At 37.6% G+C, this 22,199-nt stretch carries 15 protein-coding genes and 1 pseudogene; 4 read left to right on the top strand and 12 right to left on the bottom strand.

The features are described 5' to 3' along the window. Positions 1-78 precede the first annotated feature (78 nt). Positions 79-1,137, top strand: a complete 1,059-nt coding sequence (locus tag MHB51_RS16915) for a hypothetical protein (protein WP_107943322.1) — start codon at positions 79-81, stop codon at positions 1,135-1,137. Positions 1,138-1,338: 201 nt separating this feature from the next. Here MHB51_RS16915 and MHB51_RS16910 read toward each other — a convergent pair whose 3' ends face one another. The 4 genes from MHB51_RS16910 to MHB51_RS16895 form a co-directional block, all read right to left on the bottom strand. Beyond that, positions 1,339-3,195, bottom strand: coding sequence for a patatin-like phospholipase family protein (locus tag MHB51_RS16910; RefSeq protein ID WP_342558663.1), 1,857 nt, complete (start codon positions 3,193-3,195; stop codon positions 1,339-1,341). Positions 3,196-3,340: 145 nt separating this feature from the next. Beyond that, entirely contained in the window at positions 3,341-4,807 is a 1,467-nt protein-coding gene (locus MHB51_RS16905; protein WP_342558662.1) for a FecR family protein, read from the bottom strand. Further along, positions 4,804-6,567 carry an adenylate/guanylate cyclase domain-containing protein gene (locus MHB51_RS16900; protein ID WP_342472038.1) on the bottom strand — a complete coding sequence of 588 codons (1,764 nt, stop codon included), beginning with the start codon at positions 6,565-6,567 and terminating at the stop codon, positions 4,804-4,806. Before MHB51_RS16900 ends, MHB51_RS16905 begins: the two co-directional genes overlap by 4 nt. A 9-nt stretch (positions 6,568-6,576) precedes the next feature. Then, a complete protein-coding gene (locus tag MHB51_RS16895) occupies positions 6,577-6,921 on the bottom strand; it encodes a DUF3307 domain-containing protein (protein ID WP_066166839.1) in 345 nt (114 codons plus the stop codon). Between the two features lie 313 nt (positions 6,922-7,234). Between MHB51_RS16895 and MHB51_RS16890 the strand changes: the two genes are divergently transcribed. Beyond that, entirely contained in the window at positions 7,235-8,059 is an 825-nt protein-coding gene (locus MHB51_RS16890) for a methyl-accepting chemotaxis protein (protein ID WP_066166844.1), read from the top strand. A 60-nt stretch (positions 8,060-8,119) separates the two neighbouring features. Here MHB51_RS16890 and MHB51_RS16885 read toward each other — a convergent pair whose 3' ends face one another. The 6 genes from MHB51_RS16885 to MHB51_RS16860 all read right to left on the bottom strand — a co-directional run bounded on the left by MHB51_RS16885 (position 8,120) and on the right by MHB51_RS16860 (position 16,067). Continuing rightward, entirely contained in the window at positions 8,120-9,532 is a 1,413-nt protein-coding gene (locus MHB51_RS16885; RefSeq protein WP_066166847.1) for a sugar phosphate isomerase, read from the bottom strand. Between the two features lie 467 nt (positions 9,533-9,999). Further along, entirely contained in the window at positions 10,000-11,670 is a 1,671-nt protein-coding gene (locus MHB51_RS16880; RefSeq protein ID WP_342558661.1) for an acyl-CoA dehydrogenase family protein, read from the bottom strand. A 13-nt stretch (positions 11,671-11,683) separates the two neighbouring features. Continuing rightward, positions 11,684-13,174, bottom strand: coding sequence for a long-chain-fatty-acid--CoA ligase (locus tag MHB51_RS16875; protein WP_342558660.1), 1,491 nt, complete (start codon positions 13,172-13,174; stop codon positions 11,684-11,686). Next, positions 13,167-13,583: a MerR family transcriptional regulator gene (locus MHB51_RS16870; protein ID WP_342558659.1), complete on the bottom strand. Its 417-nt coding sequence runs from the start codon at positions 13,581-13,583 to the stop codon at positions 13,167-13,169. Before MHB51_RS16870 ends, MHB51_RS16875 begins: the two co-directional genes overlap by 8 nt. Positions 13,584-13,696: 113 nt before the next feature. Then, complete coding sequence (sstT, locus tag MHB51_RS16865) at positions 13,697-14,908, bottom strand: serine/threonine transporter SstT (RefSeq protein ID WP_342558658.1); 1,212 nt, start codon at positions 14,906-14,908, stop codon at positions 13,697-13,699. Positions 14,909-15,428: 520 nt separating this feature from the next. After that, entirely contained in the window at positions 15,429-16,067 is a 639-nt protein-coding gene (locus MHB51_RS16860; protein WP_342558657.1) for a hypothetical protein, read from the bottom strand. Positions 16,068-16,439: 372 nt separating this feature from the next. Between MHB51_RS16860 and MHB51_RS16855 the strand changes: the two are divergent. Further along, positions 16,440-17,024, top strand: a pseudogene (locus MHB51_RS16855) (transposase); the annotation flags it as partial. A gap of 191 nt (positions 17,025-17,215) precedes the next feature. Here MHB51_RS16855 and MHB51_RS16850 read toward each other — a convergent pair. Continuing rightward, the gene (locus MHB51_RS16850) at positions 17,216-18,538 is read right to left on the bottom strand and encodes a transglutaminase domain-containing protein (RefSeq protein WP_342559497.1); all 1,323 of its coding nucleotides are present in this window, start codon (positions 18,536-18,538) and stop codon (positions 17,216-17,218) included. A 205-nt stretch (positions 18,539-18,743) separates the two neighbouring features. Here MHB51_RS16850 and MHB51_RS16845 point away from each other — a divergent pair, with 205 nt between their 5' ends. Then, the gene (locus MHB51_RS16845; protein WP_342558656.1) at positions 18,744-20,021 is read left to right on the top strand and encodes a trypsin-like peptidase domain-containing protein; all 1,278 of its coding nucleotides are present in this window, start codon (positions 18,744-18,746) and stop codon (positions 20,019-20,021) included. A 412-nt stretch (positions 20,022-20,433) separates the two neighbouring features. On the opposite strand, the gene MHB51_RS16840 is transcribed toward MHB51_RS16845, so the two are convergent. Further along, on the bottom strand, positions 20,434-22,146 hold the full coding sequence (locus tag MHB51_RS16840) for a methyl-accepting chemotaxis protein (RefSeq protein WP_066166863.1): 1,713 nt from the start codon (positions 22,144-22,146) through the stop codon (positions 20,434-20,436). Between the last annotated feature and the right edge of the window lie 53 nt (positions 22,147-22,199).

Below are 22,199 nucleotides of genomic sequence, written 5' to 3'. Positions count from 1 at the left end.
TTCCTATTCGCTGTTGATTCACTTTATATGGCATATGAAAAGTCAGAACTTTTAAAAAATATAAGTGAAGGTGAAAAAATGAGAAAAAGTTTACAAATTGGTGGCGCATTCGTTGGCTTAATTGTTGGTGCAGGCTTTGCCTCAGGGCAAGAAATTATGCAATTTTTTACGAGCTTTGGCTTAATTGGAATTGTGGGGGCACTACTCGCCACTTTTGCCTTTTCATTTTTAGGTATGACATTGGCTCAGCTTGGCTCACAGCTTCAAACTACCTCACATAAAGGTGTTATTTACTATATGGGCGGGCGCTATATTGGGCTTGCACTTGATTTTTTAATTACCTTCTTTTTATTTGGTGTAGCCGTTGTTATGTTTGCTGGCTCTGGAGCAACATTCCAGCAAATGTTTGGCATCCCTACAGCCATTGGTAGCATTATTATGGTTGTATTGACAATCGCTACGTTGCTATTAAATGTTAAAAATATCATTAATGTTATTGCCATTTTAACTCCTTATTTAATGGCCGTTATTTTCATTATTTTAATCTACTCTTTATTTACGATGGACCTATCTTTGTCAGAAGCAAATCAAATAGCAAAGGAACAAGCATCTGCGAGCTCCAATTGGTTTGTCAGCGCATTGCTATACGTTTCATATAATCTTGCGGCAGGTGCTGCTATGTTAATCGTTATGGGGGGTACTGTCAAAGACCGTAAAGTGGCGGGAATGGGCGGGATTTTAGGTGGTATTATGCTCGGCTTTCTAATTATTTTAATTAATGTCACTATGTTTGTGAAAATAGACATTGTTGCAGGTGTTGATATGCCCACACTAGCATTAGCGAAACAAATCCATCCATTTATCGGTATCTTAATGGCAGTCGCACTACTGGGCATGATGTATAACACTGCTGTCGGTATGTTTTATGCATTTACAGTGCGCTTTATTGCACCTGACCATCAAATGTTTAAACCAGCAGTTGTTCTTGTTGGTACTGCCGGCTTTGTGGCAAGCTTTATTGGTTTTACAAACTTAGTAAGTAAAGTATATGCTACAATGGGCTATCTAGGATTCGTCCTTATTCTTGTCATTATTTTTGCATGGTTACGGAAAGATAGGAAGGGTCTAGCAAATTAAAAATAGATTAATTCGAGAAGGGGTGGAGGGGCGTCTGGGAAGCAGGTAATGCACTGCTCTTCGGACGTTTTCGATGATACATAAGCAAAGTAAAGTAAATTAGCATAAAAGTACAATTAAACTTACAAAACAAGAAGCTATCTTTTCAGTAGCTTCTCGTTTTATTTGCGGCTTGTCCTGATTTATTTGGACTTTCCTCTATCAGCTCTTCGCCTCTATTATTTGATGAATCTGATTAATCGAATGACGTGCTGCAGATTTTCCAGCAGATATACAAAAGGCTAATTCCTTACCAAATCTTATTTGATTAAAGCCTAGGTCTGGGCGAATAATAACATCCGCTAATTGTAGCTCCTCTTTTACAAGCTTGGCACTCATCATATCAATCGTATTCATCAATGAATCAACAATATGTCTTGACGTCCCTTTAGCAAAGGATTCTGCGCAAATGTTGACACCAATCACAATATCTGCCCCCATACTTTTAACAAGTGCAGCTGGGACAGGATGAACAACTGCACCATCTACCAGTATTCTACCTTCATATTGAACAGGTCGCATCACTGCTGGAATACAAGAGCTCGCTCTTAACGCATGGGCTAAAGAGCCTTTTTTCATAATATGTGCCTCTCCAGTTAAGGCATCTGAGGCAACAGCAGCAAATGGAATAGGCAAATCTTCAATCATTCGCTGCCCGATATGCTGCTCAATAAATTGAATTACGGGTGTATTGTCAACAAAGGAGCGTAGCGACATCGCCGGACGTACTAATTGTCCCCATGTCACCTTTGACAAAATCTTTTTCATATCTGCCACAGAGGCTCCTGCTGCATATCCTCCCCCTACAATCGCCCCAACGCTCGTTCCAGCTATAATATCAATAGGTATCCCAGCTTCTTCTAGCACTTGCAATACACCGATATGCGCTTGCCCTCTTGCAGCGCCACTTCCTAAGGCCACCCCAATTTTCGGTCTTTCTCCTGGTTTACGATTTGTAGCAAAACGCAGATGCTTACTATAAATTGTTCTTCCCTCACTTAATACAAATGCTTTTTGTATTACCGCTTTTAATTCTTCCACATTGTTGCGCACAAACGGATATAGCTTTAACAGACGAATTGCCTCTTCTGAAATCGAATATTCTCGATTAACGCCCATTTTCTCTGCATAATATTTGGCTAGTAATGGAATATCCCCCACTCGATTACGTAAAGGTGGAATAGCAATTTCTATTGCCGTGCGTAGTATTAGCTTTTTCGTTGATATAAAAACAATCCTTGTTTGTTGCTCAAGCTTAGTCAATTCCTTTATTGCATTACTATCGAGTATTTCTGCATTTTCAACTACAAGTGTTCCTCCTTGCGCCAGTCGAGATTTTTCCCGCCATTCTTTCAATGTGAAATGCTGCGCATCAATTAAAATAAACGGATAATTCCTATATGTTGATAAATCATGTAAATGTTTAGCAACACTTAATTTTTCTGTTCCAGGCTCACCTATACATATGACCGGCATTGTTTGCTGCGAAGCAGCAATAATTTTTTTGCGTAGCTTCACCATTAAATCCGTTTCCCCAATCAATGCATCATATTTCTCCTGCACCTCATGCTCATGATGCTTAAGTAGCAATAAACTTTTCGTATGTTCCTCCACAACACGCTCATTAGAATTTTGAATACGCGTTACCATAGATTCAATAATTTGCAGTCTAAATGCAGCATTTTGGTCCATTAACAACATCATTCCGTCACGATTTAAACTCACAGTTTGTACCTCATCTATCGCTTCAACATGTGCACTGACAGGGTCGTTCGTTAAACAAGACATTTCACCAAAAAATTGGCCTTCACTTAAAGTAGCAAGCTCAATCTTTCTTTCCTGTGCAATAAAAACACGTACTTTTCCTGAAACGATAATATGAATCACCTGAGATACTTGCCCTTTTTCTAAAATTAGTTGCCCTTTTAAAAAAATATTCCTCTGCAAGTCAAGGTTCGATTGCTCTAGTTTCCTCATTATTTCTTCATTAATTAATGGATGTATTTCTTCTGATAACAAATTATTCCCCCCTAACTAGCTATTTCAATAATTATTTTCTGACGTTCCGCCCATAGGAACATAAAAGCAAAGTTATCTAGAAAATATTGCGCTTTCTGGACAGCCCAATCAAAGGACCTTTGCTTTTCATTTATCCTATGTGCCATCACACTCCCTGTGGTGGTGGGATATTCTCTCCTGGTGGTTGCTCCTCATATGGTGGTTCTTCTTCATACGGAGGACCTTCCTCCTCATTTGGTGGCTCTTCTTCATACGGAGGGTACTCTTCCTCATTTGGAGGATTTTCTTCGTATGGAGGGGCTTCCTCCTCATTTGGTGGCTCTTCTTCATACGGAGGGTCTTCCTCCTCATTTGGTGGCTCTTCTTCATACGGAGGGTCTTCCTCCTCATTTGGTGGCTCTTCTTCATACGGAGGGTCTTCCTCCTCATTTGGTGGCTCTTCCTCATACGAAGGGTCTTCTTCTTCATATGGAGGATTTTCTTCGTACGGGGGGTCCTCTTCCTCATTTGGAGGATCTTGCTCGTACGGAGGGTCTTCTTCCTCATTTGGAGGATCTTCTTTGTACGGAGGGTCCTCCTTGTACGTTAGTTCTTCTTCATATGATGATGGTTCTCCCTCTACTAGCGGTAAATCCTCCTCGCTTGTATGCTGTTCCTCATTTGGCAATTGTTCTTCTACTAGCGGTTGTTCTTCAATCGGCAGATTCTCTTCTACTAATGGAAGCTCTTCCTCATTCAATGGCGATTCTTCTTCATTTGCCGACAGCTCTTCGTCTAATAAAGGTAATGCTTGCTCCCCTACAGCCTGCACATTAAATAGGCTGTTTTGTTCTGACAAGCTATTATTTTGTACACTCCCTCGAACAGGAGAGCTATTGATAAACGTTTGTGAATTATTCTCTTGTTGACTTGTCGTATTTTCATTACTTTGTACTGGCAATTGTGCAGCCACAATTTGTATATCTTCATTAGCACTACTTATAATTTCCATATCAAACTTCTGAACTTGCTCCATGTCTAAATCGACAATCTCAATTTCCCCATCATAGCCGATAAATACACTTTTATTAAGTGGCACTAATAAAATGCGATTTTCACCAGTTACCACTTCAACCTGTCCTTCCAATACACCAACCCATGTGCCAGTCGAATCATAATAAACGAAAAATTCAGTACCCATTACACCCATAATGGCATTCGGTGTCTCAATATTAAATCTGGAGTCTCCCTTTAATTTTTCGTTGATTTTAATTTTTACTTTTCCTTCTCGCAAATATAAATAAGTTTTACCAGCTCCAGCATTCAAGCTTGTCACAAGCTGCGTAAAAGAAATATCAGTGCTTGGTGCAATTGAAATTTCCTTATTGTTATCAATAGCTAATTCCGCACGTCCATCGACGCCAGTCATGAGCGTGTCTCCCTCGGTAAAGGCCATATTCGCAAACACCTTCAATATTTTATCTTCCGTCTCTTTTTTCACTTCAACTAACCCACTGATTGACAAAACTTTCCCAACTACTTTTGTTTCTTTATTAACAAATAGATAGGCAAATAGTGAAAGGAAAACAATACTGGTAACTGCAACAACGATAATCACCATTTTTTTATTCATCCCTTTACCTCCACTAGCTCATAAATAGTAATACCTTCCATCTTTCCTTTTACATGAATTTCACCTAATGGTTTCACTACAACTTGTTCCTTCACTTGTTCATATACTTTATCACTCATAATAATTTGACCAGACTTCGCATTGCTTTCAAGACGGGCAGCCGTGTTGACTGTATCGCCAATTGCTGTATAATCCATGCGCGTTTTTGAGCCGATATTGCCGACAACTGCGGGCCCTGTATGAATGCCGATACCAAACTTTACACTTTTTCCATAGCGCTCCATTAGCTTATCCTCAAGGACTGCTGCACCCTCTTTCATTGCCCATGCTGTTTTCACAGCCTGTAACTCATGATTTTCCAATGGTAAAGGTGCATTAAAAATGGCCATTGTCGCATCACCAATAAATTTATCTAGTGTGCCACCATAGTCAAAAATACAGTTCGCAGTTAAGTTTAAATATTCATTCAAAATTCCGACAATCTCTTCTGGCTCAACGCTTTCAGACAATGTTGTAAAGCCTCGAATATCAACGAAAATAACAGTAATATCCTTTCTACTTCCACCTAATTTTAGGCCATCTTCCCCACTCTCTAAAATTTCTGAAACTACTTGTGGTGCGACATAGCGACCAAAAATAGATGTAATGCGCTTGCGTTCCATTTGCTCAGTAAAATAATTAAAGCCAACTGAGCTAATATAGGCAATAATGAACAACATTAAAATATAAACAAGGGAGATAATCCAGCCTTTGTCATATAAAATTTTACCACTGAACAACACAATCCCTGTGGTTAAAACGAATAATAGCAACGACAACAGTGAGGAGCGTATTTTGCAAATAATATAGGCGAGACTAGCCGCTATGAATAATAGCGCCATATTCCATTGCCAAGCAAACTCTTTTTTGAAATTACCTTCCAATAAATTTTGAATAATATTGGCATGAATCTCCACACCGTACATATGCTGTTTTTGACTCATTGGCGTTAAAAAATCATCCTTAATGCCAACTGTATATGGACCAATTAAAGCGATACGATTTTCAAAGTAAGCTGGAGGAACATCCCCATTTAACACCATTGTATAAGGGATTACTTCGAATTCATTTGGCTTTCCTGCATACTCAATATGAAATTGTTGAAACTCATTTAATGCTTTATCATCAATGACTAAAGCTTGATTTTGCTGCTCTAAATATTTTTTTGCAATCACTGCCGAAAAACTCGGTATAATTTCCCCTTGATAAGAAAATTGTAATAACGCCTTTCGAACAACCCCATCTTGGTCTGGAATCGTATTTAAATGTCCTAAGCCACTAGCTGCTTCCTTTAATGCAGGAAAGGGCTCTGCTAGTGCAACGCTTTCTATCATGCCTGTTGTCGCATAGTTATCAAACTGCCCATAACGAGCGAGCACGACATTATTCTTTGCGGTAATTTCTTCAATAAGACGCTCGTCCTCTTTAGCATCATTTGCTGGTGAGGGGAAGGTAATATCAAAGCCAATCACTGCTACATTTCCTTCATTTAAAATCTGTACTAATCGCGCATGAACATCACGTTTCCAAGGCCAATGTCCAATTTGCTGCAAGCTGGCATCGTCAATAGCAATAATAGAAATACGTGAATCAACAGCTCTTCCATCCTGCAACCATATATCTTGTAGCTTTAGTTCAAGATCTTTTAAACTTTCTTTATAAAGCAAAAAACTTAATATAACCGTGATGGCTATTATGATATAACTTAATTTTATTTTCATCTCCATCTCCTATGAAATTTTTTCTGACATAAAAAGCATAAAAATAACAAGTTGTAAAATATGAATCAATTGGTCTATAAATAATCCCATCCTCATTGGGTCTAGATTTTTATAAACTCCAATTGACCTTGCCTTTAAAAAGTCTGCTACAGCATGTACAGTAAATAAAATAAATACATCTGAAAGTTCCACTGAATAACCTATTAAATATGCGGCAATTAAAACCGTTCCAGTCCAAATACCTGCATGGCTACATAAAACAATAAAGTTTTTGCCTTTCATCGTCGCTAGAAATTCCCCTTGCAGAGGGTAGTCAGCTAATAAATGTGCAAATACTAATATTAAAAAGTCCAACACACACCTCCAACTATTATGGCTTCTTACCTGTGCTATTCTACTTGCTAGCAACATTCTAAGCCCTCTATTTAGTCAAAAAGTAAGTCCTCAAAATTAATATAACTTCACAAGGTTAAAATTAGGTTAAAAAAAATGATTATTAGAATTTTTTTTAAAAGTTGAGGAATATTTTCGTCATCTAATCTATGTAAACCACACTCTAACAAAGTTAAATGCTATTTTTTTGAATTAATGATTTTGAATTATTCGCTGTTATGTTAAAGTAAAAGTAATTATTGCCATTGTATTAATTAGACTTGGGGGAATTATTATGAAAATAATCGAAGCACTTGCAATGTCAGCACCTTATATCCACCTTGCACTAAAAGAAGAAGCAATTGTAGCTGTTTGTCGAAAAGAAGATAACAAAATTATTAAATATTTAGCTGGTAAGCAAGTGGACACTGGTTATAAAGACGGAGATCAAATTAACCCGAATGATGAAAATGTATTTATCGCCTTCAATGGAAAAAATGCAAACGTCATTATTCCGGAGGATGTATATGGTGTTGCGGTAAATGCTTTTTCATTCCCAATTCATGAAAATAATAAAGTAGTAGGAGCGCTTGCTTTCGGCTTGCCTATTGCAAATGCCATTAAGCTTGAGAAATATATGGAGCAAATGAATAGCATTGTTTCGGGGTTGCAGGACAAAGTACATACAATCGCTTCTCACTCTGAGGAATTGGCTGCAACAAGTGAGGAGATTAATCGTCAAGCTCAGCACGCATTAGAGGATGCTGAAAAGACAAATACAATTACAGACTTAATCAAAAATATTTCGCGTCAAACAAACTTGCTTGGCTTAAATGCCTCAATCGAAGCAGCGCGCGCAGGTCAACACGGTGCTGGCTTTAATATTGTAGCGCAAGAAGTTCGTAAAATGTCGCAAGAAACATCAAGTGCAACTGAAAATATTGAAGGTTCATTAAAAAATATTAACCGCAATTTAGAAAATTTAAAGCAAAACATGGGACAAGTAAATGAGGCAACAAATGAACAGGCTCAGTTAGTCCATGATTTCAGCGAAATTATCGAAGAATTAACCGTTCTCAGCCACGATATGAAAGCATTTATGCAAAGTACGTTTAAATAATAAACGAAAAGCGACTGTCCCCTTGTTCCAAGGTGATTAGCCGCTTTTTTTATTCACTCGTTATGATTTTTTTCGGGTGTTTCTTTTTTGAACAAAACTTCTTGCAATGTGAAAGATTTGTCCAAATATTAAAAAGACACTAATTGCAATACCACCAATGGCTAAAATAAACGCCATCCATTCAAATAATGTAAAGCCTAAAATACTAGACCATTTAAGCGGCTCGTCTAATTCTTCAATAACTAAATTCATCCCATAAATGCCTGAAATCATACTAAAAATCGTTAAAATAAATAATAATTGATTTAGTCTATCTGCTGCACGATCCTCCTGTACACGATAGAGCTCTTCCAATGTTTCTTTAATTTCACGATACTGTATGTCGATGCGAAAGACCTCACGAAAATAATGAGTTAGTTCATGACCTTCTGCGCGCATAGATACTTCTGTAAAATAATAGCGAGAAGCAAATTTCGTAATTTGCTCAATTAATTGTTCAACGATATGTTTATTTCTTGAATACTTTAACTCACTATTTTCAAAAGTTAATTTCAGAAGCGTTAATTTATAAAAATAATGAATGATGACAATATAGTAAATAATACTGTGAAATTGCGCTATCATTTGTTTCGTAAATTGACTATTTTGATTTGAAATATGCATGTGACTCTGTAATGTTGTTAGCATATAATAATGAGGTGCATACCTATCATAGCTATGCTTTTTCACAAATCGTTGAATATAGTCATGGTTACTAGTAAACATATATTGTTGACCATTCTTATCATATCCATTTAATTGTCCTGCCCTAAACAAAAATTCCTCACTGATTTCCTCCCCTTCTTCTAGCTGAATAAATGCACTTACATACATACGCTCATCCTCGAAAAAGGGAATTGTCGTCTGCAAATGTGTATAATCGACAAAAAAATCATTTAAAAATGGAGCAAGTAATTGAAAAATCATTTGTTCTGTATTTTCAAAAGACCATTTATCCAACTGTAAACTTGCTCCGCAATCCTCTTCGACTTTCGGGTTCAGTACACGAAAATAATGAGCAAATGATAAAGCACTCTGAATGTCTTTTACATTATGCAGTTGTATTCGAATAGACATAATACCAACACTAAAAGGACATAGCATTATATCTACACTATGAATTGTATACTTAATATTTTCAAAGCCTGTTATCATTTCTCCATCCAACTGAAATAATTTTGTATAGCGATTAAAATATATAATGGAAGTTTGCTCATTTAATAATTTTTCTTCGATAAAAGGATAAAAAAATTGCTTTAACGCTTCCCTCGAATCATCAACATTTTTTCCGTAATATTTTTGACTTTCTGAGTCGTTCTGCATTTTGAAGTGATAATATTGCTGCTCCTTCAACTTTTTCTCAAATCGGCGAAAATCATATTGCCTATAATTGAAAGGGTAATAAAAAATAAAATGTGTATTGTCGCATACCATAAAAGTCGCCTCCTACTGTTATATAGCCAAATAGCTCAAAAAACTAACATAAAGTGAAACTTCAATCAGTGAGGTTTTTCCTCCCCCCACTAATTGTTAGTTGAACCAATCGAGCTCTTACGGAATAAAGTGGCGACTTTTTTACACCTTTTCAGTAAAGTATTTTTCACACGCGCGTATCGCATTAAATAGAACGTATTATCTCTTCTCATATGACTAACGCAGAAGCGAAGCTTTTTAGCAAAAACTTAGGCTGGAATTGTCCGAAAAGTCCATTTTATTTTGACACCGCATTGAAATAAATGCTTTCATCGCTTCCCTTTGACTGAAGGATAACACTGCTAAAGCCAATGTTCATCCCATTTTTAAAAGAGGTGTTTTCTGTTTATAGGAATTGAAACATCGTCGCTACTGTCCAAAATGCCTGCTATGCTCGGCTTTCAGACAGCCCCAGCCTTGTAAATTTATTATCCAATAATCTCCTCGAAATACTGCACCGTTGTCATCGCAGTGCCAAATTCACGTAATTCCCAAGCTTGCTGTAAATAAATAATGGCTAGCTTTTCATATTTACCGCCGAATTTCTGTGCCCATTCAACTGCTACAACACTTTCATAAAGCTGCGCCATTTTTTCTGCTACTTGCTTTGCTTCAAAGGTTTTTGTTGCCTCATCTAATGAACTAAATGTTTGCAACATCACCTCTAGTTTATCTAATTGCTCCGCCACAATTTGTGTTAATTCATTCACCTGTAGTTGTGCTAAACGCTCACGCATCACGTTAACAAATAATTCATGCCCCTTAAATTTATCAACTAAGCGAATAAGCTCTAATGCCAAAATATTGGCTGTTCCCTCCCAGACAGTAAGCACCTGCGCATCCCTTAATAAACGCGGTGTGACAAAGTCCTCAATATAGCCGTTGCCACCATGTAGTTCGATTGCTTCACTTGCATAATGAACAGCCTGCTCCGCTGTTTCTTTTTTCATTATCGCAATGTTTAAGCGATTCATAATAATATCCTGCTCCGTACCATGCCCGCTCGTCACCTTATCATAAAGCTGAATAAGATCAAAAACTGTGGCGGTCTCAACATGTAATTTCGCTGCATATTTGCTAAGTGAATCTTGTATCATCGGATATTGCGTTAATGGCTTCCCAAAGGCATAGCGATTTGTTACATAATGCTTCGCTTCGATAAAGCCTCGTCGCATAATGCCAATCGATGCAACCGCATTGCAAATTCTTGATAAATTTAAAGCCTCTAGCATATAATAGATTCCTTTATTTTGCTCCCCCACAATATAAGCGTAGGCACCGTCAAACTCCACTTCCCCCGAAGGCACCGCTCTTACACCTAGCTTATCTTTTAATCGACGAATGCGTAGATGATTGAGCTGCCCATTTTCCTGGCGCCATGGTACTGCAAATAATGTTAAGCCTTTTGAGCCTGTTGGTGCGCCCTCCAGCCGCGCAAGCACCATCGCCACACCACACATCCCTGCATTGGAGGCAAAATATTTTTCGCCATATAGACGGAAACACTCTCCCTCCTGTCTAGCCTCCACAATATTTGCCCCAACATCTGAGCCACCTTGACGCTCTGTCAAAAATGTAGCCCCCTCATATAACTCTGTATCACCCGTTGCACAAACATGCGGTAAAAAGCGAGCCTTCACCTCTTCATTTGCATAATGGTCTAATAAATAGGCTGTCGCCATCGTCAATGTTACTGGACAATAAAAGCCAGGCTCCGTTTGAGATAATAAATAACCTTGAGCAAAGCTGTACACATAATTCCCCTTTCTACCGAGCTCGGGAATAGCTTTATGAACGTAGCCAACAATACCTGTTTTATATGTTTGCTCAAGTGTCTTTTTGTAGCCATCATTGACTAAAACTTCTGATACTTCTTCACCATAGGCATTATACCTTTGTAATCTTGGTTCCCCTTGGCGGTCTGTAAACTTTGCACGCTCATCAATTTCACCTGCACAAAGCGCACCAAAATGAGAAAGCTCCTTTGTTGCATATGCTAAAAATTCTGTATCCAGCATATTTTCCAGTACCTTTAGTAAAGTATCATCATCCTCAAAAAAATTAGTTGTTTTCGCTACATCTTGCTGTAAAACCTTCATATGCTTTCACCTCTTAGCTTTTTAAAGTTTGCTTTAATATTTTCCCCGATGCATTGCGTGGAAGCGTTTCCACTCGCTCGTAAATTCGTGGAATTTTATATTTTGCCAGATGCTTTTCTAAATAAGCCTTTAATGCTTCTTCGTCAATTTCCGTTTTCGCAGCGTAAACTGCCTTCACCGTTTCTCCCCATTGCGGATGCGGAATGCCAATCACTGCTACCTCAAAAATATCTTCGTAGCTTAATAGACAATCCTCCACTTCCTTTGGATAAATATTGACACCACCTGAAATAATGACATCCTTTTTACGGTCAACAATCCATATATAGCCGTCCTCATCGACAGTTGCTAAATCACCCGATTTCAGCCAACCATTAACAAATGTCGCCTTCGTTGCCGCCTCATCTTTGTAATAGCCAAGCATATTGCCCTCACCATATAAAACAATTTCGCCAATTTCACCAGTGACTATATCTTCCCCATTTTCATTGACAATGCGCAGCTCCGTCCCAAATGGCGCACGTCGTCCAATACTGCCTGCCTTCTCCGCATGCTCATAACCAAATAAGAGCGAGCCGCTAGGACCAGCCTCTGTTAAGCCATAGACACATGTTAAATTGTTAGTACGGAATGCTTTTTGTACGAGGTGAACTTCATTTTGTGATAGTGGTGCACCGCCGTAAACCCACCACTGCATTGAGGATAAATCAGCCTCCTGTAATCTTGGTAGCCCTGCTGTTAATAAGTAGGCAACTGGTGCTCCAAAGAAATGTGTTGTTTTTTCCTGTTCGATAGAATCAATAAATAAATCTGGTGTAAATGTCGGTGTGAGCACATTTGTTGAGCCTACTAGTACACCAGCCATTAAAAATAAATGTAATGGCGCTGAATGTGTTAATGGCATCATTAACAATATTCGGCTTTCTGGCTTTACTTCCATCTCAATCGCAATCATATGTGCAACTGCTAAAATGTTACGATAGCTAAATAGTACGCCCTTTGGTTTCCCTGTTGTACCTGATGTGTATAAAATTGTGGACGGGTCATCCTCCTTCAATTGACACTCAATTGTCTTAGTGCTTGCCTGCTCCAGTAATGTATCATAATGAAGCCAGCCTTCAGCGCCCTGACCTGTTTTAATTTTTACAGCTATATCCTCTATATTTTCAATAGCAGCAAAAATTGCCTCATGTGCTATTATTGCCTTTGCCTCAGAATGATTCGCTACATATTCCACATCCTGGAGCATAAATTTCGCATTAACTGGAACAACAATAGCTCCAATACGTTGAATCGCAAAATAACTTACAACAAACTCAGGTACATTAGGCATAAAAATAATAACCTTTTCCCCTTGTTGAACCCCCTGTGCTAATAAGGCATTAGCTAATCGCGTCGCCTGCTCATCCAACTCTTGATACGTCAAACGCTTGCCTAAACAAGCGACCGCTTCATTTGTTGGATACTTTCTTGCATTACGCGCTAATAAATTTGAACTATTCATCTTCCATCTCTCCCTTTAAATTCGCCAATTTTGTACTGAACTTATTATGCAATTGCTGCAATTCTTCTTTCATTTGGGTGAGCTCTTTTATTTTTTTATCAATTTCCTGCATTTTTAATGTACCGTATTCAACTGTACGCTCTAGCTGTTGAATGCCTGTGCGGTCCATATCAAAGAGCAGCACCATCTCTTTAATTTCCTCTAGCGAAAACCCATAGCGTTTCCCTCTAAAAATAAGCTTAAGCTTTGCTAGCTCCTTTTTAGAAAAGGTTCGTTGATTGCCTGTGGAACGCTCGGGATGAAGTAGCCCGAGCTCTTCATAATAACGAAGCGTCCTTGTCGATACATTAAATAACTTTGCTACCTCTTGAATCGTCTGCAAAATCATCTCCTCCCACCACTTTTTCATTAGTATAGCATTGACGTTTACGTAAACTTCAATATAATTTTCTGAATTAACTGAAATTTTGACGCAAAAAAAGTGCCTTGAAAGGCTTGACCTTTCAAAACACTATGAATCAATTATAATTGCTTGCGCTCTTTCGCATACTCCGCAGCTGCTGTAAATACAATATCTGACGATGAGTTTAATGCTGTTTCACAGGAATCCTGTACAACACCGATGATAAAGCCGATTGCTACGACTTGCATAGCAATATCATCTGAAATTCCTAATAGGCTACATGCTAGTGGGATTAATAATAGAGAGCCACCCGGGACACCTGATGCACCAGCAGCCGAAACTGCTGCTAAGGCCATTAAAATAACTGCTGTGAAAATATCAACCTCTATGCCTAATGTATGTGCTGTTGCCATCGTTAAAACGGAAATGGTAACGGCTGCACCCGCCATATTGATTGTTGCCCCTAGCGGAATTGATATCGCATACGTATCTTTATCTAGCTTTAATTTTTCAGCTAATGCCATATTTACTGGAATATTAGCTGCTGAGCTACGTGTAAAGAATGCTGTAATACCACTCTCTTTTAAACATGTTAAAACAAGTGGATATGGATTGCGGCGAGTCACAATAAAAACGATTAGTGGGTTAATAACTAACGCTATGAAAAACATTGTTGCGACTAAAATAACAATTAATCGACCATACTCCTGTAATGCCGATAAACCTGTTGTTGAAACAATATCAAAGACAATCCCCATAATACCAATTGGTGCTAAGCTAATAATCCACTGCACAATTTTCGTCACGGCATCTGATAAATTCGCCAATACAGTTTTTGTCGAATCGCTTGATACCCTTAACGCAATACCGAGTAAGACAGCCCATGCTAGGATGCCAAGATAATTGGCATTCATAATTGCACTCACTGGATTTGTCACGATATTAAATAATAATGATTGCAATACTTCCATAACGCCGCTTGGCGGAGCAATTTCCTGAGCACCTGTTTTTAATGTCAGCGCTGTTGGGAAAATAAAGCTCACAATTACTGCTACAAATCCAGCTAAAAATGTACTAATTGCATAAAGCACAATAACCGTCTTCATATTTGTTGCCTTACCGCTAACATGCGAGGAAAGGGCATTAATTACTAATATAAACACAAGGATAGGTGCAACAGCCTTTAATGCACCAACAAATAACGTACCTAAAATCGAAATACCACTTACAGTCTCTGGAACCACTAACGCTAAAGCAATACCGATAATAATACCGACAACAATTCTACTTACAAGGTTAATGCGATTCCATTTGTCGAACAATGTTTTCATTTCTTTCCCCCGTCAATCTAAGTTGTGATTTTTTTTTGTAAAATAATCATACATTGTATATTGAAATAACACAACTGTATTTTTGAAATGCACATAAAGGTGATTTCTTTGTATTTTTGAGATGAAATAAAAAGCATTTATTCGTAGATTTATTATAGATAAGATTATAATATTGTTAACAAAATACTACTACATTGTATCAAGCGTGTTGATTATCTTTTATTTTACAGATAATGCCTAGTAATTCATTGATTTTCGTTACGGGGGACGGCTTCAACTAATTTATTTCTGCATTCGCTGAAATAAATGGATTTTTAGCTCGAAATCTACACGATATTGATTATAGAGGCGTTGCCACAGGACATGGCGATATTAGCCTCTCTACCTTTAGTCTCCAATCAATGAGTGTATGCCTAATAAAAGGCATTTTCCCTTAATAAAACACGCTAATTTATAAACAATATTTATATATTTAACACGCTTGACATTGTATAAAATTATAGGGGTATATTTAGATACTTTATCTTACATAATCCAACATCTTCACATCCTCAAGATGGCGCTTCAAAATGAGCATTTGATGAAATTCTGTATCAAGTGACCAATACAATAAATATTTAATTGGCTGATAAATAACTAATAGCATTAAAACAAGTGAAAAAACCTGTAATACATAGTTAATTGTTTGCTCATAATTACCGATTAATGTCGATACAAAGGCAGTGCTCGGGATAAGAATGGTCGAAATAATACCGTATAGCCATTTTCTCAATTTTTCGCTTAATCGTAGACCTGTCAGCTCTGCCTCCGCTAAGTTTATTAACATATTAAGTTGCTCAAGTTTAATAATATTATTTTCTATTAATACCTTCCTCATTAATTGGATATTTCCCTGAAACGTTTCCTTTTCATTCCCTAGTTGAGTGTGACTGTTCTTATTTTTCTCATGCTTAAAATAAATTACTGAAGCAATACCACATACTATACTACCGATGATATATCTAAATTTTTGTGTGCTTGGATATGCATAAAGTATGAAAAACATCATAAGCATAATTAAACTTAATGAGCCTATCCACACATACCATCTTATACCTTTTATATGAAGTTCTCGGTCTATATAGTGCTTAAAAAATGCTTCACTCACTACTTTCAGCAATCCATTTCCCCCTTCTCTTACAAAACTTTATATCATCATATGTTGTTAGAAATTTTTTTGTGTAAGCAAAAAAGTGCCAAGCTGTTGGCGAGGCCACTGAAAAAGTCCCCATGAATCGGTATTACGCTAAAACGATTGATTTCCGTTCCGAGCGCACGCTTTCCGTGGGGCGGGCGGTGAGCCTCCTCGGTCGCTTCGCTCCACTGCGGGGTCTCACCTGTCCCGCTAATCCCACAGGAGTCGGCGCCCTACACTCCAATCAACGAAGTAGCTTTCATAGAGATAAAATAATACTTTAAAAACAGCGATTCATTCCTAATTTAAATTGGGAATACATCGCTGTTTTATTATATAGTAGCGTTATCAAATGTAAAGAGTCAGGAAACAGGTATGGAAATTGATACAGTGATTGGGGATGCAGCTTATTCAGAGAAGGATAATATTCGCTATGCGAAAGAAAACGAGCTTCAATTAGTATCGAAATTAAATCCGCGAATCACACATGGAAGTCGAGCTAAAGAAGATGAGTTTGAATTCAATAAAGATGCAGGGATATATGTTTGTAAAGCAGGGCATATGGCTATTCGAACAGCACGGACAGGAAAGAAAAACCAAGGGCAAAACCAAGCACAAACTTACTACTTTGATATTGAAAAATGTAAGGTTTGCCCGTTACGTGAAGGTTGTTACAAGGAAGGTGCGAAAAGTAAAACCTATTCCGTAACGATTAAATCAACAGAACATGAAGAGCAGGAAGCGTTTCAAAATAGCGATGAATTTAAAGAAAAAGCAACATCGCGCTATAAAATTGAGGCGAAAAATAGTGAGTTGAAACATAGACACGGGTATGAAACAGCCAATTCCGCGGGTCTATTTGGTATGCAGATACAAGGGGCAACAACCATATTCGCCGTGAATCTCAAAAGAATTATAACCTTAATGAAGGAAGCAGAGTAAGAAATACCACTGAAAAAGGAGTTAATTCGTTCAAATTTGAACGAATTAACTCCTTTTTAACATTACATTCACTTATAAGTTTTTCAGTGGCCAAGCTGTTGGCTTGGCACTTTTAAAAATTGTAGTTATTTTCTTTTTCTTTAATGTTTGATGGATAGCTTTATCCATCTTTTTAGTTAGAAGGCTCCCCGCTACATATATCCTTCCTTTGCAGTAGCAGGGAATGCAGAAACATCCCAAAAATGGTCTTTTGAAATTTGCTGGTCGGAAATTAAAAAATAATTATAAAACACTTTATTACCTTGGTCAGGCACTGGGTCATTCCAGGTAACATCTAAGTGATACCATTCACCATCAAGCTTTACTAAATTCCAAGCATGTAGCTCACCTGAAATAACCTCACCCGAAATATATTTTGTTTCTATCTCAAGCTCCTCTAATAAAAGCAATGCAGTTAATGCATAGCCCTCACATACACCTTCACCATTCACTAAAATGGAGTATGGTGTATATGGACTCGCCTCGCTATTCAAATTGTACACTGTATTCGTTACAATATAATCGTTTACATATTTAACCTTATTTACAGCGGATAAATCGCTTGGCATAGCATTCACAATTTCCTTCACCATTCCCTTTACAAGTGCATTTTGCTCGGCTGTCATATCGTATGTCGTTTCGACTTGAAATTCGATATATCCGTTGCGATAATCTTTAGCCCGCCAAGTTAACTCTCTACGCAAACGAGATAAATAAGGCTCATGCTCTCCAAGCCATTGCATCGCATCGTCCACGACTTGCTGTAAATTAGGTGCTACCCCGTAATAATCAATCTTAAAAGCATTTTCAAATTGTCCCATATAAAACGCCATCGCTTGCCCTAGCTGCTCTGCATTCGTTACAGCCTCTGGATAATCCTGTTCCTTATAAACAGGTGTAATATTCGTCGTTGCAACCTTCTCAATAGTAAAATTTGAACGCTCCGTAAACATATTAAAAAGCTGATTAAACTGCCTTTCAAAATCAAAATTAAAATCGCTGTCTAGCTTTAATGCGATTTGTGGATTAACTGTTGGTAATGTTAAAGAGGATGCCTTAAATTCATCCACAGCAATCGAGCCAAATAATAAGCTACTAAGCAATAAAAACAGCGTAGCAAATCCAAAGATAATTGACTTTAACCAAGAAAATAGTGCTGTAAACGGATTTTTAATCATCAAATTCAGCTCATCATTGACACGTTGCTCATACTTCCTTTGCCTCCGCGCCCTCCTAAAGCGACGCCCACTATAAATCGCACTATTATATACGCGCTTATATACCTCAAAGCGTTGTGCCCTGTTCCCCTTCGCCTGTCGAAGTTCTGCACGATTTCGCCGCAGCTCCCTCTTCAATTGACGCCGCACGCCCATTTGAGAAAAAAATGATTTCAATGAAAAAATAAATAGCAAAGTAGCGATGAAGCAAATTCCCGCAAATATGATTAAATTACTCAGTTCATCAAGTATCCTCATCACCCCTTTCTTATCTCCTATTATAAAGGATAGGCTGGAAAATACTTATTGAAACCTTCAACTAAAATTATTGAAACAACACTCCGTACTTTCTTTTTTAATTTTGATTGTTCTACCTTTTCCAAGAAATATAGAGTATTTTTATAAGTAGGTATATTATTATAGAAGTATATAAATATTTTGTACTATAAAGGAGGGACGTTAAATGACATGTAGAAAGTGTAATTCTCAAAATGAAGAGCAGGCTAATTTTTGTTCTTCCTGTGGAGCAGATTTAAAAAAGGCAAAAATGCCGATATGGATGCAAGTTTTTTTAGTAGTGTTAATTTTAGCTGTTGGAGGGCTTGGCTATGGAGTTTGGGAGGTTTATAAACTTACACAAGAAAACAACCACTCTCAAAAAGCAGTTACTAACATGCAGCCGATTGCTAACGATAAAATAATTGAACAAGTTTCTGATTCAACAGACCGTGTTACGCTTATTAAAAATGTTCAACAAAAAGTATTTACGATTATCACCTCTAATTCTCTTGGCTCTGGATTCCTTTATGCTAAAGGTGGTTATGTCGCAACAAATGCGCATGTAGTAGATGGCGAAATTGATGTTAGCGTGCGAAATTCTAATGGGCAAGAATATGCAGCAAAAGTCATTGGTATTTCTGAGCATTTTGATATTGCACTATTACATGTCCCTGACTACGAAAATGAGGAGCCACTTGCAGTTGAAAGTAAAGAGTCTCCCATTGGTTTAGAAGTCATTGCATTTGGTAGCCCCCAAGGCTTTGAAAACACAGCTTCCCCTGGCTATATTACAGGGCAAAATCGAGATGAGCAAGTTGACCGCTTTATTTACAAGCAAATTTATCAAGTAGATGCTCAAATAGACAAAGGTAGTAGCGGAGGACCTTTAGTTGATGCGACCTCTGGTAAGGTTGTTGGTATTAATTCATTAGTATATACATCTGAAACAAGCATGAACTTTGCTTTTTCAATTCCTCTTTATAGTATGACCTCCTATTTTGATGAATGGATTGCACAGCCAATGACACGCGAAAATATATTGGCTACAGCTGGTATATATAATTATTATTCATATGGAGAGAGCGATAATGAGGTGTATTATGAAGAGGATTATGATGCCCTATTAGCTGGTCAATTCGTTCAGTCTTTCCGCATGTACTATGAATATGCATTAAACGACAGTAATTTTTATTGGATTGCAGACATGGTAACAGGCGTTGCTTATGAAGAGCTAGAAGATTATGTTAATGATATCTCCTATGAGGGGCATTTTTTCCACTTCCTTAGTAATGATATTTTAAATGTCACATATGAAAGTGGAAAATACCTTGTTCAGACAAATGAAACCTTTGATTTCTATAGTGCCACTGGCGATTATGAATATTTTGACCGATACAAAACCTACACCGTCATCATTGACCAAAATGAAGCATTTAAAATTTCTAATATTTCAATTCATTAATTTTGAACAATGAAATTATCAGGTGCATTATACGAACCTATATTTATCGGAAGCTATGAGCAACATAATATATACATCACGTAATCATTGCTTGTGTGTAATGTATTTAGAATGAACTTCCCTTTCGCACAGCTGAAAAATATCATTTTAAAATTGGCGCTTACACCCTATTTTATCTAGTGATTCCTTTGAAAATACAGCGCAAAAGGCGTCCCAAAAGCAGGCAATGCACTGCTTTTGAGACGCCCCTCCAACCCTACTATTTATTCAGCATTTCCAAATCTGCACCTTAGGCTCAGACAACGTTATCCCTTTACCTGTTTTCTCAAATTTTAAAAACCATTATTTTGCTATATTGCCACTCCAGCTAATGGGATTTAACCTTGCCACAGATGCATCCTATAATTAATTTTTATTCCTTCAATGTAAATACTTTCACGTGCTCGTTTAATGTATGGGCCATTTCGTTTGTTTCGTTAGAGCTTTGTGCTACTTCGTCGATGCTATCTGTCGTTTGTAGAGTAGCGCTCGTTAGACTGTTCATCGCTGTTTCAATTTCCCCAATCGCAATTGTTAGATGTTGAATCATTTGTACGACATGCTCCGATTTTTCTGCCTCTGCTGTCATCATTGAGGAAATACCAATAATCTCTTCTACTGTTTCTGTTACTGCCTGCGAAATGGCATGTAAAGATTCAGTCGTAAGCTTTACAGTTTCTGTTCCTTTTTCGATATATTTCGTATTGTCCTTAGATGATGCAATCACATGCTCAATATTGACCATAATGTCCTGCACCAATGTTTCCACCTGTGACACTTCACGATTTGATTGCTCTGCTAGCTTCCGTACTTCCTCTGCCACAACAGCAAAGCCTTTGCCATGCTCACCTGCTCTAGCCGATTCAATTGATGCATTGAGTGCTAACAAATTCGTTTGCGCAGCAATCTCTGAAATCGTTGTCGTAATTGCTTGAATTTTTGTTGCAGATGCAACTAAATTTTCAACTGTCTGGCTTACTTCATCAGAGCCTTTTTGAATAAGGGCAATATCATTGTTAATGTCTAATGCACGCTGCTCCCCATCTCGTGCAATTTTCAATGTCGTGTGAGAATTTTCTACAGTATGGTCTGCCTTCGTTTTCATTATTTGCAGTTCTTTTGCTAAATCAGCAAGTGCATCGCTCGCTTTTTCTGCATTGTGCATCCCACCAGTAATTGAGCCTGTAACCTCACTAATATTGTCAGCTACGCTCTTCATTGTATCTGTCATGCTGTTCAACGTACTTGCTGACTTTTCCGCATTACTAGATAGCGTATGTGATGTCTGACGCATTGATAAAATCATGCTTTGCAAATTGTCTATCATTTGATTTAAAGTTAAAGCTAAATCGCCTACTTCATCATGGTTTTTAATCATTGTTTTATCAACGGCTAAATTACCATTTGCAATTTCTTTCGCTTGATTAATTAAAATGCTAATTGGCTTTACTTTACGACGAATTAAGAAGCCTGTAATTACCGACGCTAAAAACATTGGGAAAATGCTTATTAAAATACCATTGCGTACAACATCCCAAGTACGCTCTTTAACAATATTTGCATCAAAATCGATTACGCTAATAGCAATAATTTCTTTCGTTGGGTCATGGTCTTTGAAAATAGGCGCATAGCCTGATAAACGCTCCATCCCACCATAAGTGTATATTTCAGAATATGTTGGGTGCTTGTCCTGTAATAAAGCGCTTACAGCTTTCTCATCAACATAAAATGCATCGCCAATTTTAAAACCGTCCTGCACAAGATGCTGGTCAAGTGCTAGCAGTGTCCCTTCAAGCGTTAAAATATACTGTGTTTGAAAAATATTTTTATGTGCCGTTGTCCAATTCAAAGCATCGCTCATTTCTTGCTTTTTCGCATCGTTACCATTTAAAGCTTGCTCAACATCAGCAGCAGCGATTAAACCTGTCGTAATATTAGCACAGCCATAAGCTTCTATTCCTGCAGCCTCATATATTTTATTATATGCTGTGATATATGTAGCAAATGAACTAATGCTTAACATCACGACTAAAATACCAGCAATGATCGTACCAAGTTGGAAAGTCAATGAATTTCGCAGATTCATAATATATTTCTCCTTTTTTATTCGTATGAAGCAATCATACTATAAAAAAGATG

Source organism: Metasolibacillus sp. FSL K6-0083 (assembly GCF_038630865.1).
GTDB classification, from domain to species: domain Bacteria; phylum Bacillota; class Bacilli; order Bacillales_A; family Planococcaceae; genus Metasolibacillus; species Metasolibacillus fluoroglycofenilyticus.
Note: the sequence above shows the minus strand (reverse complement) of the source record. Positions and strands in the feature narration are given on the sequence as shown.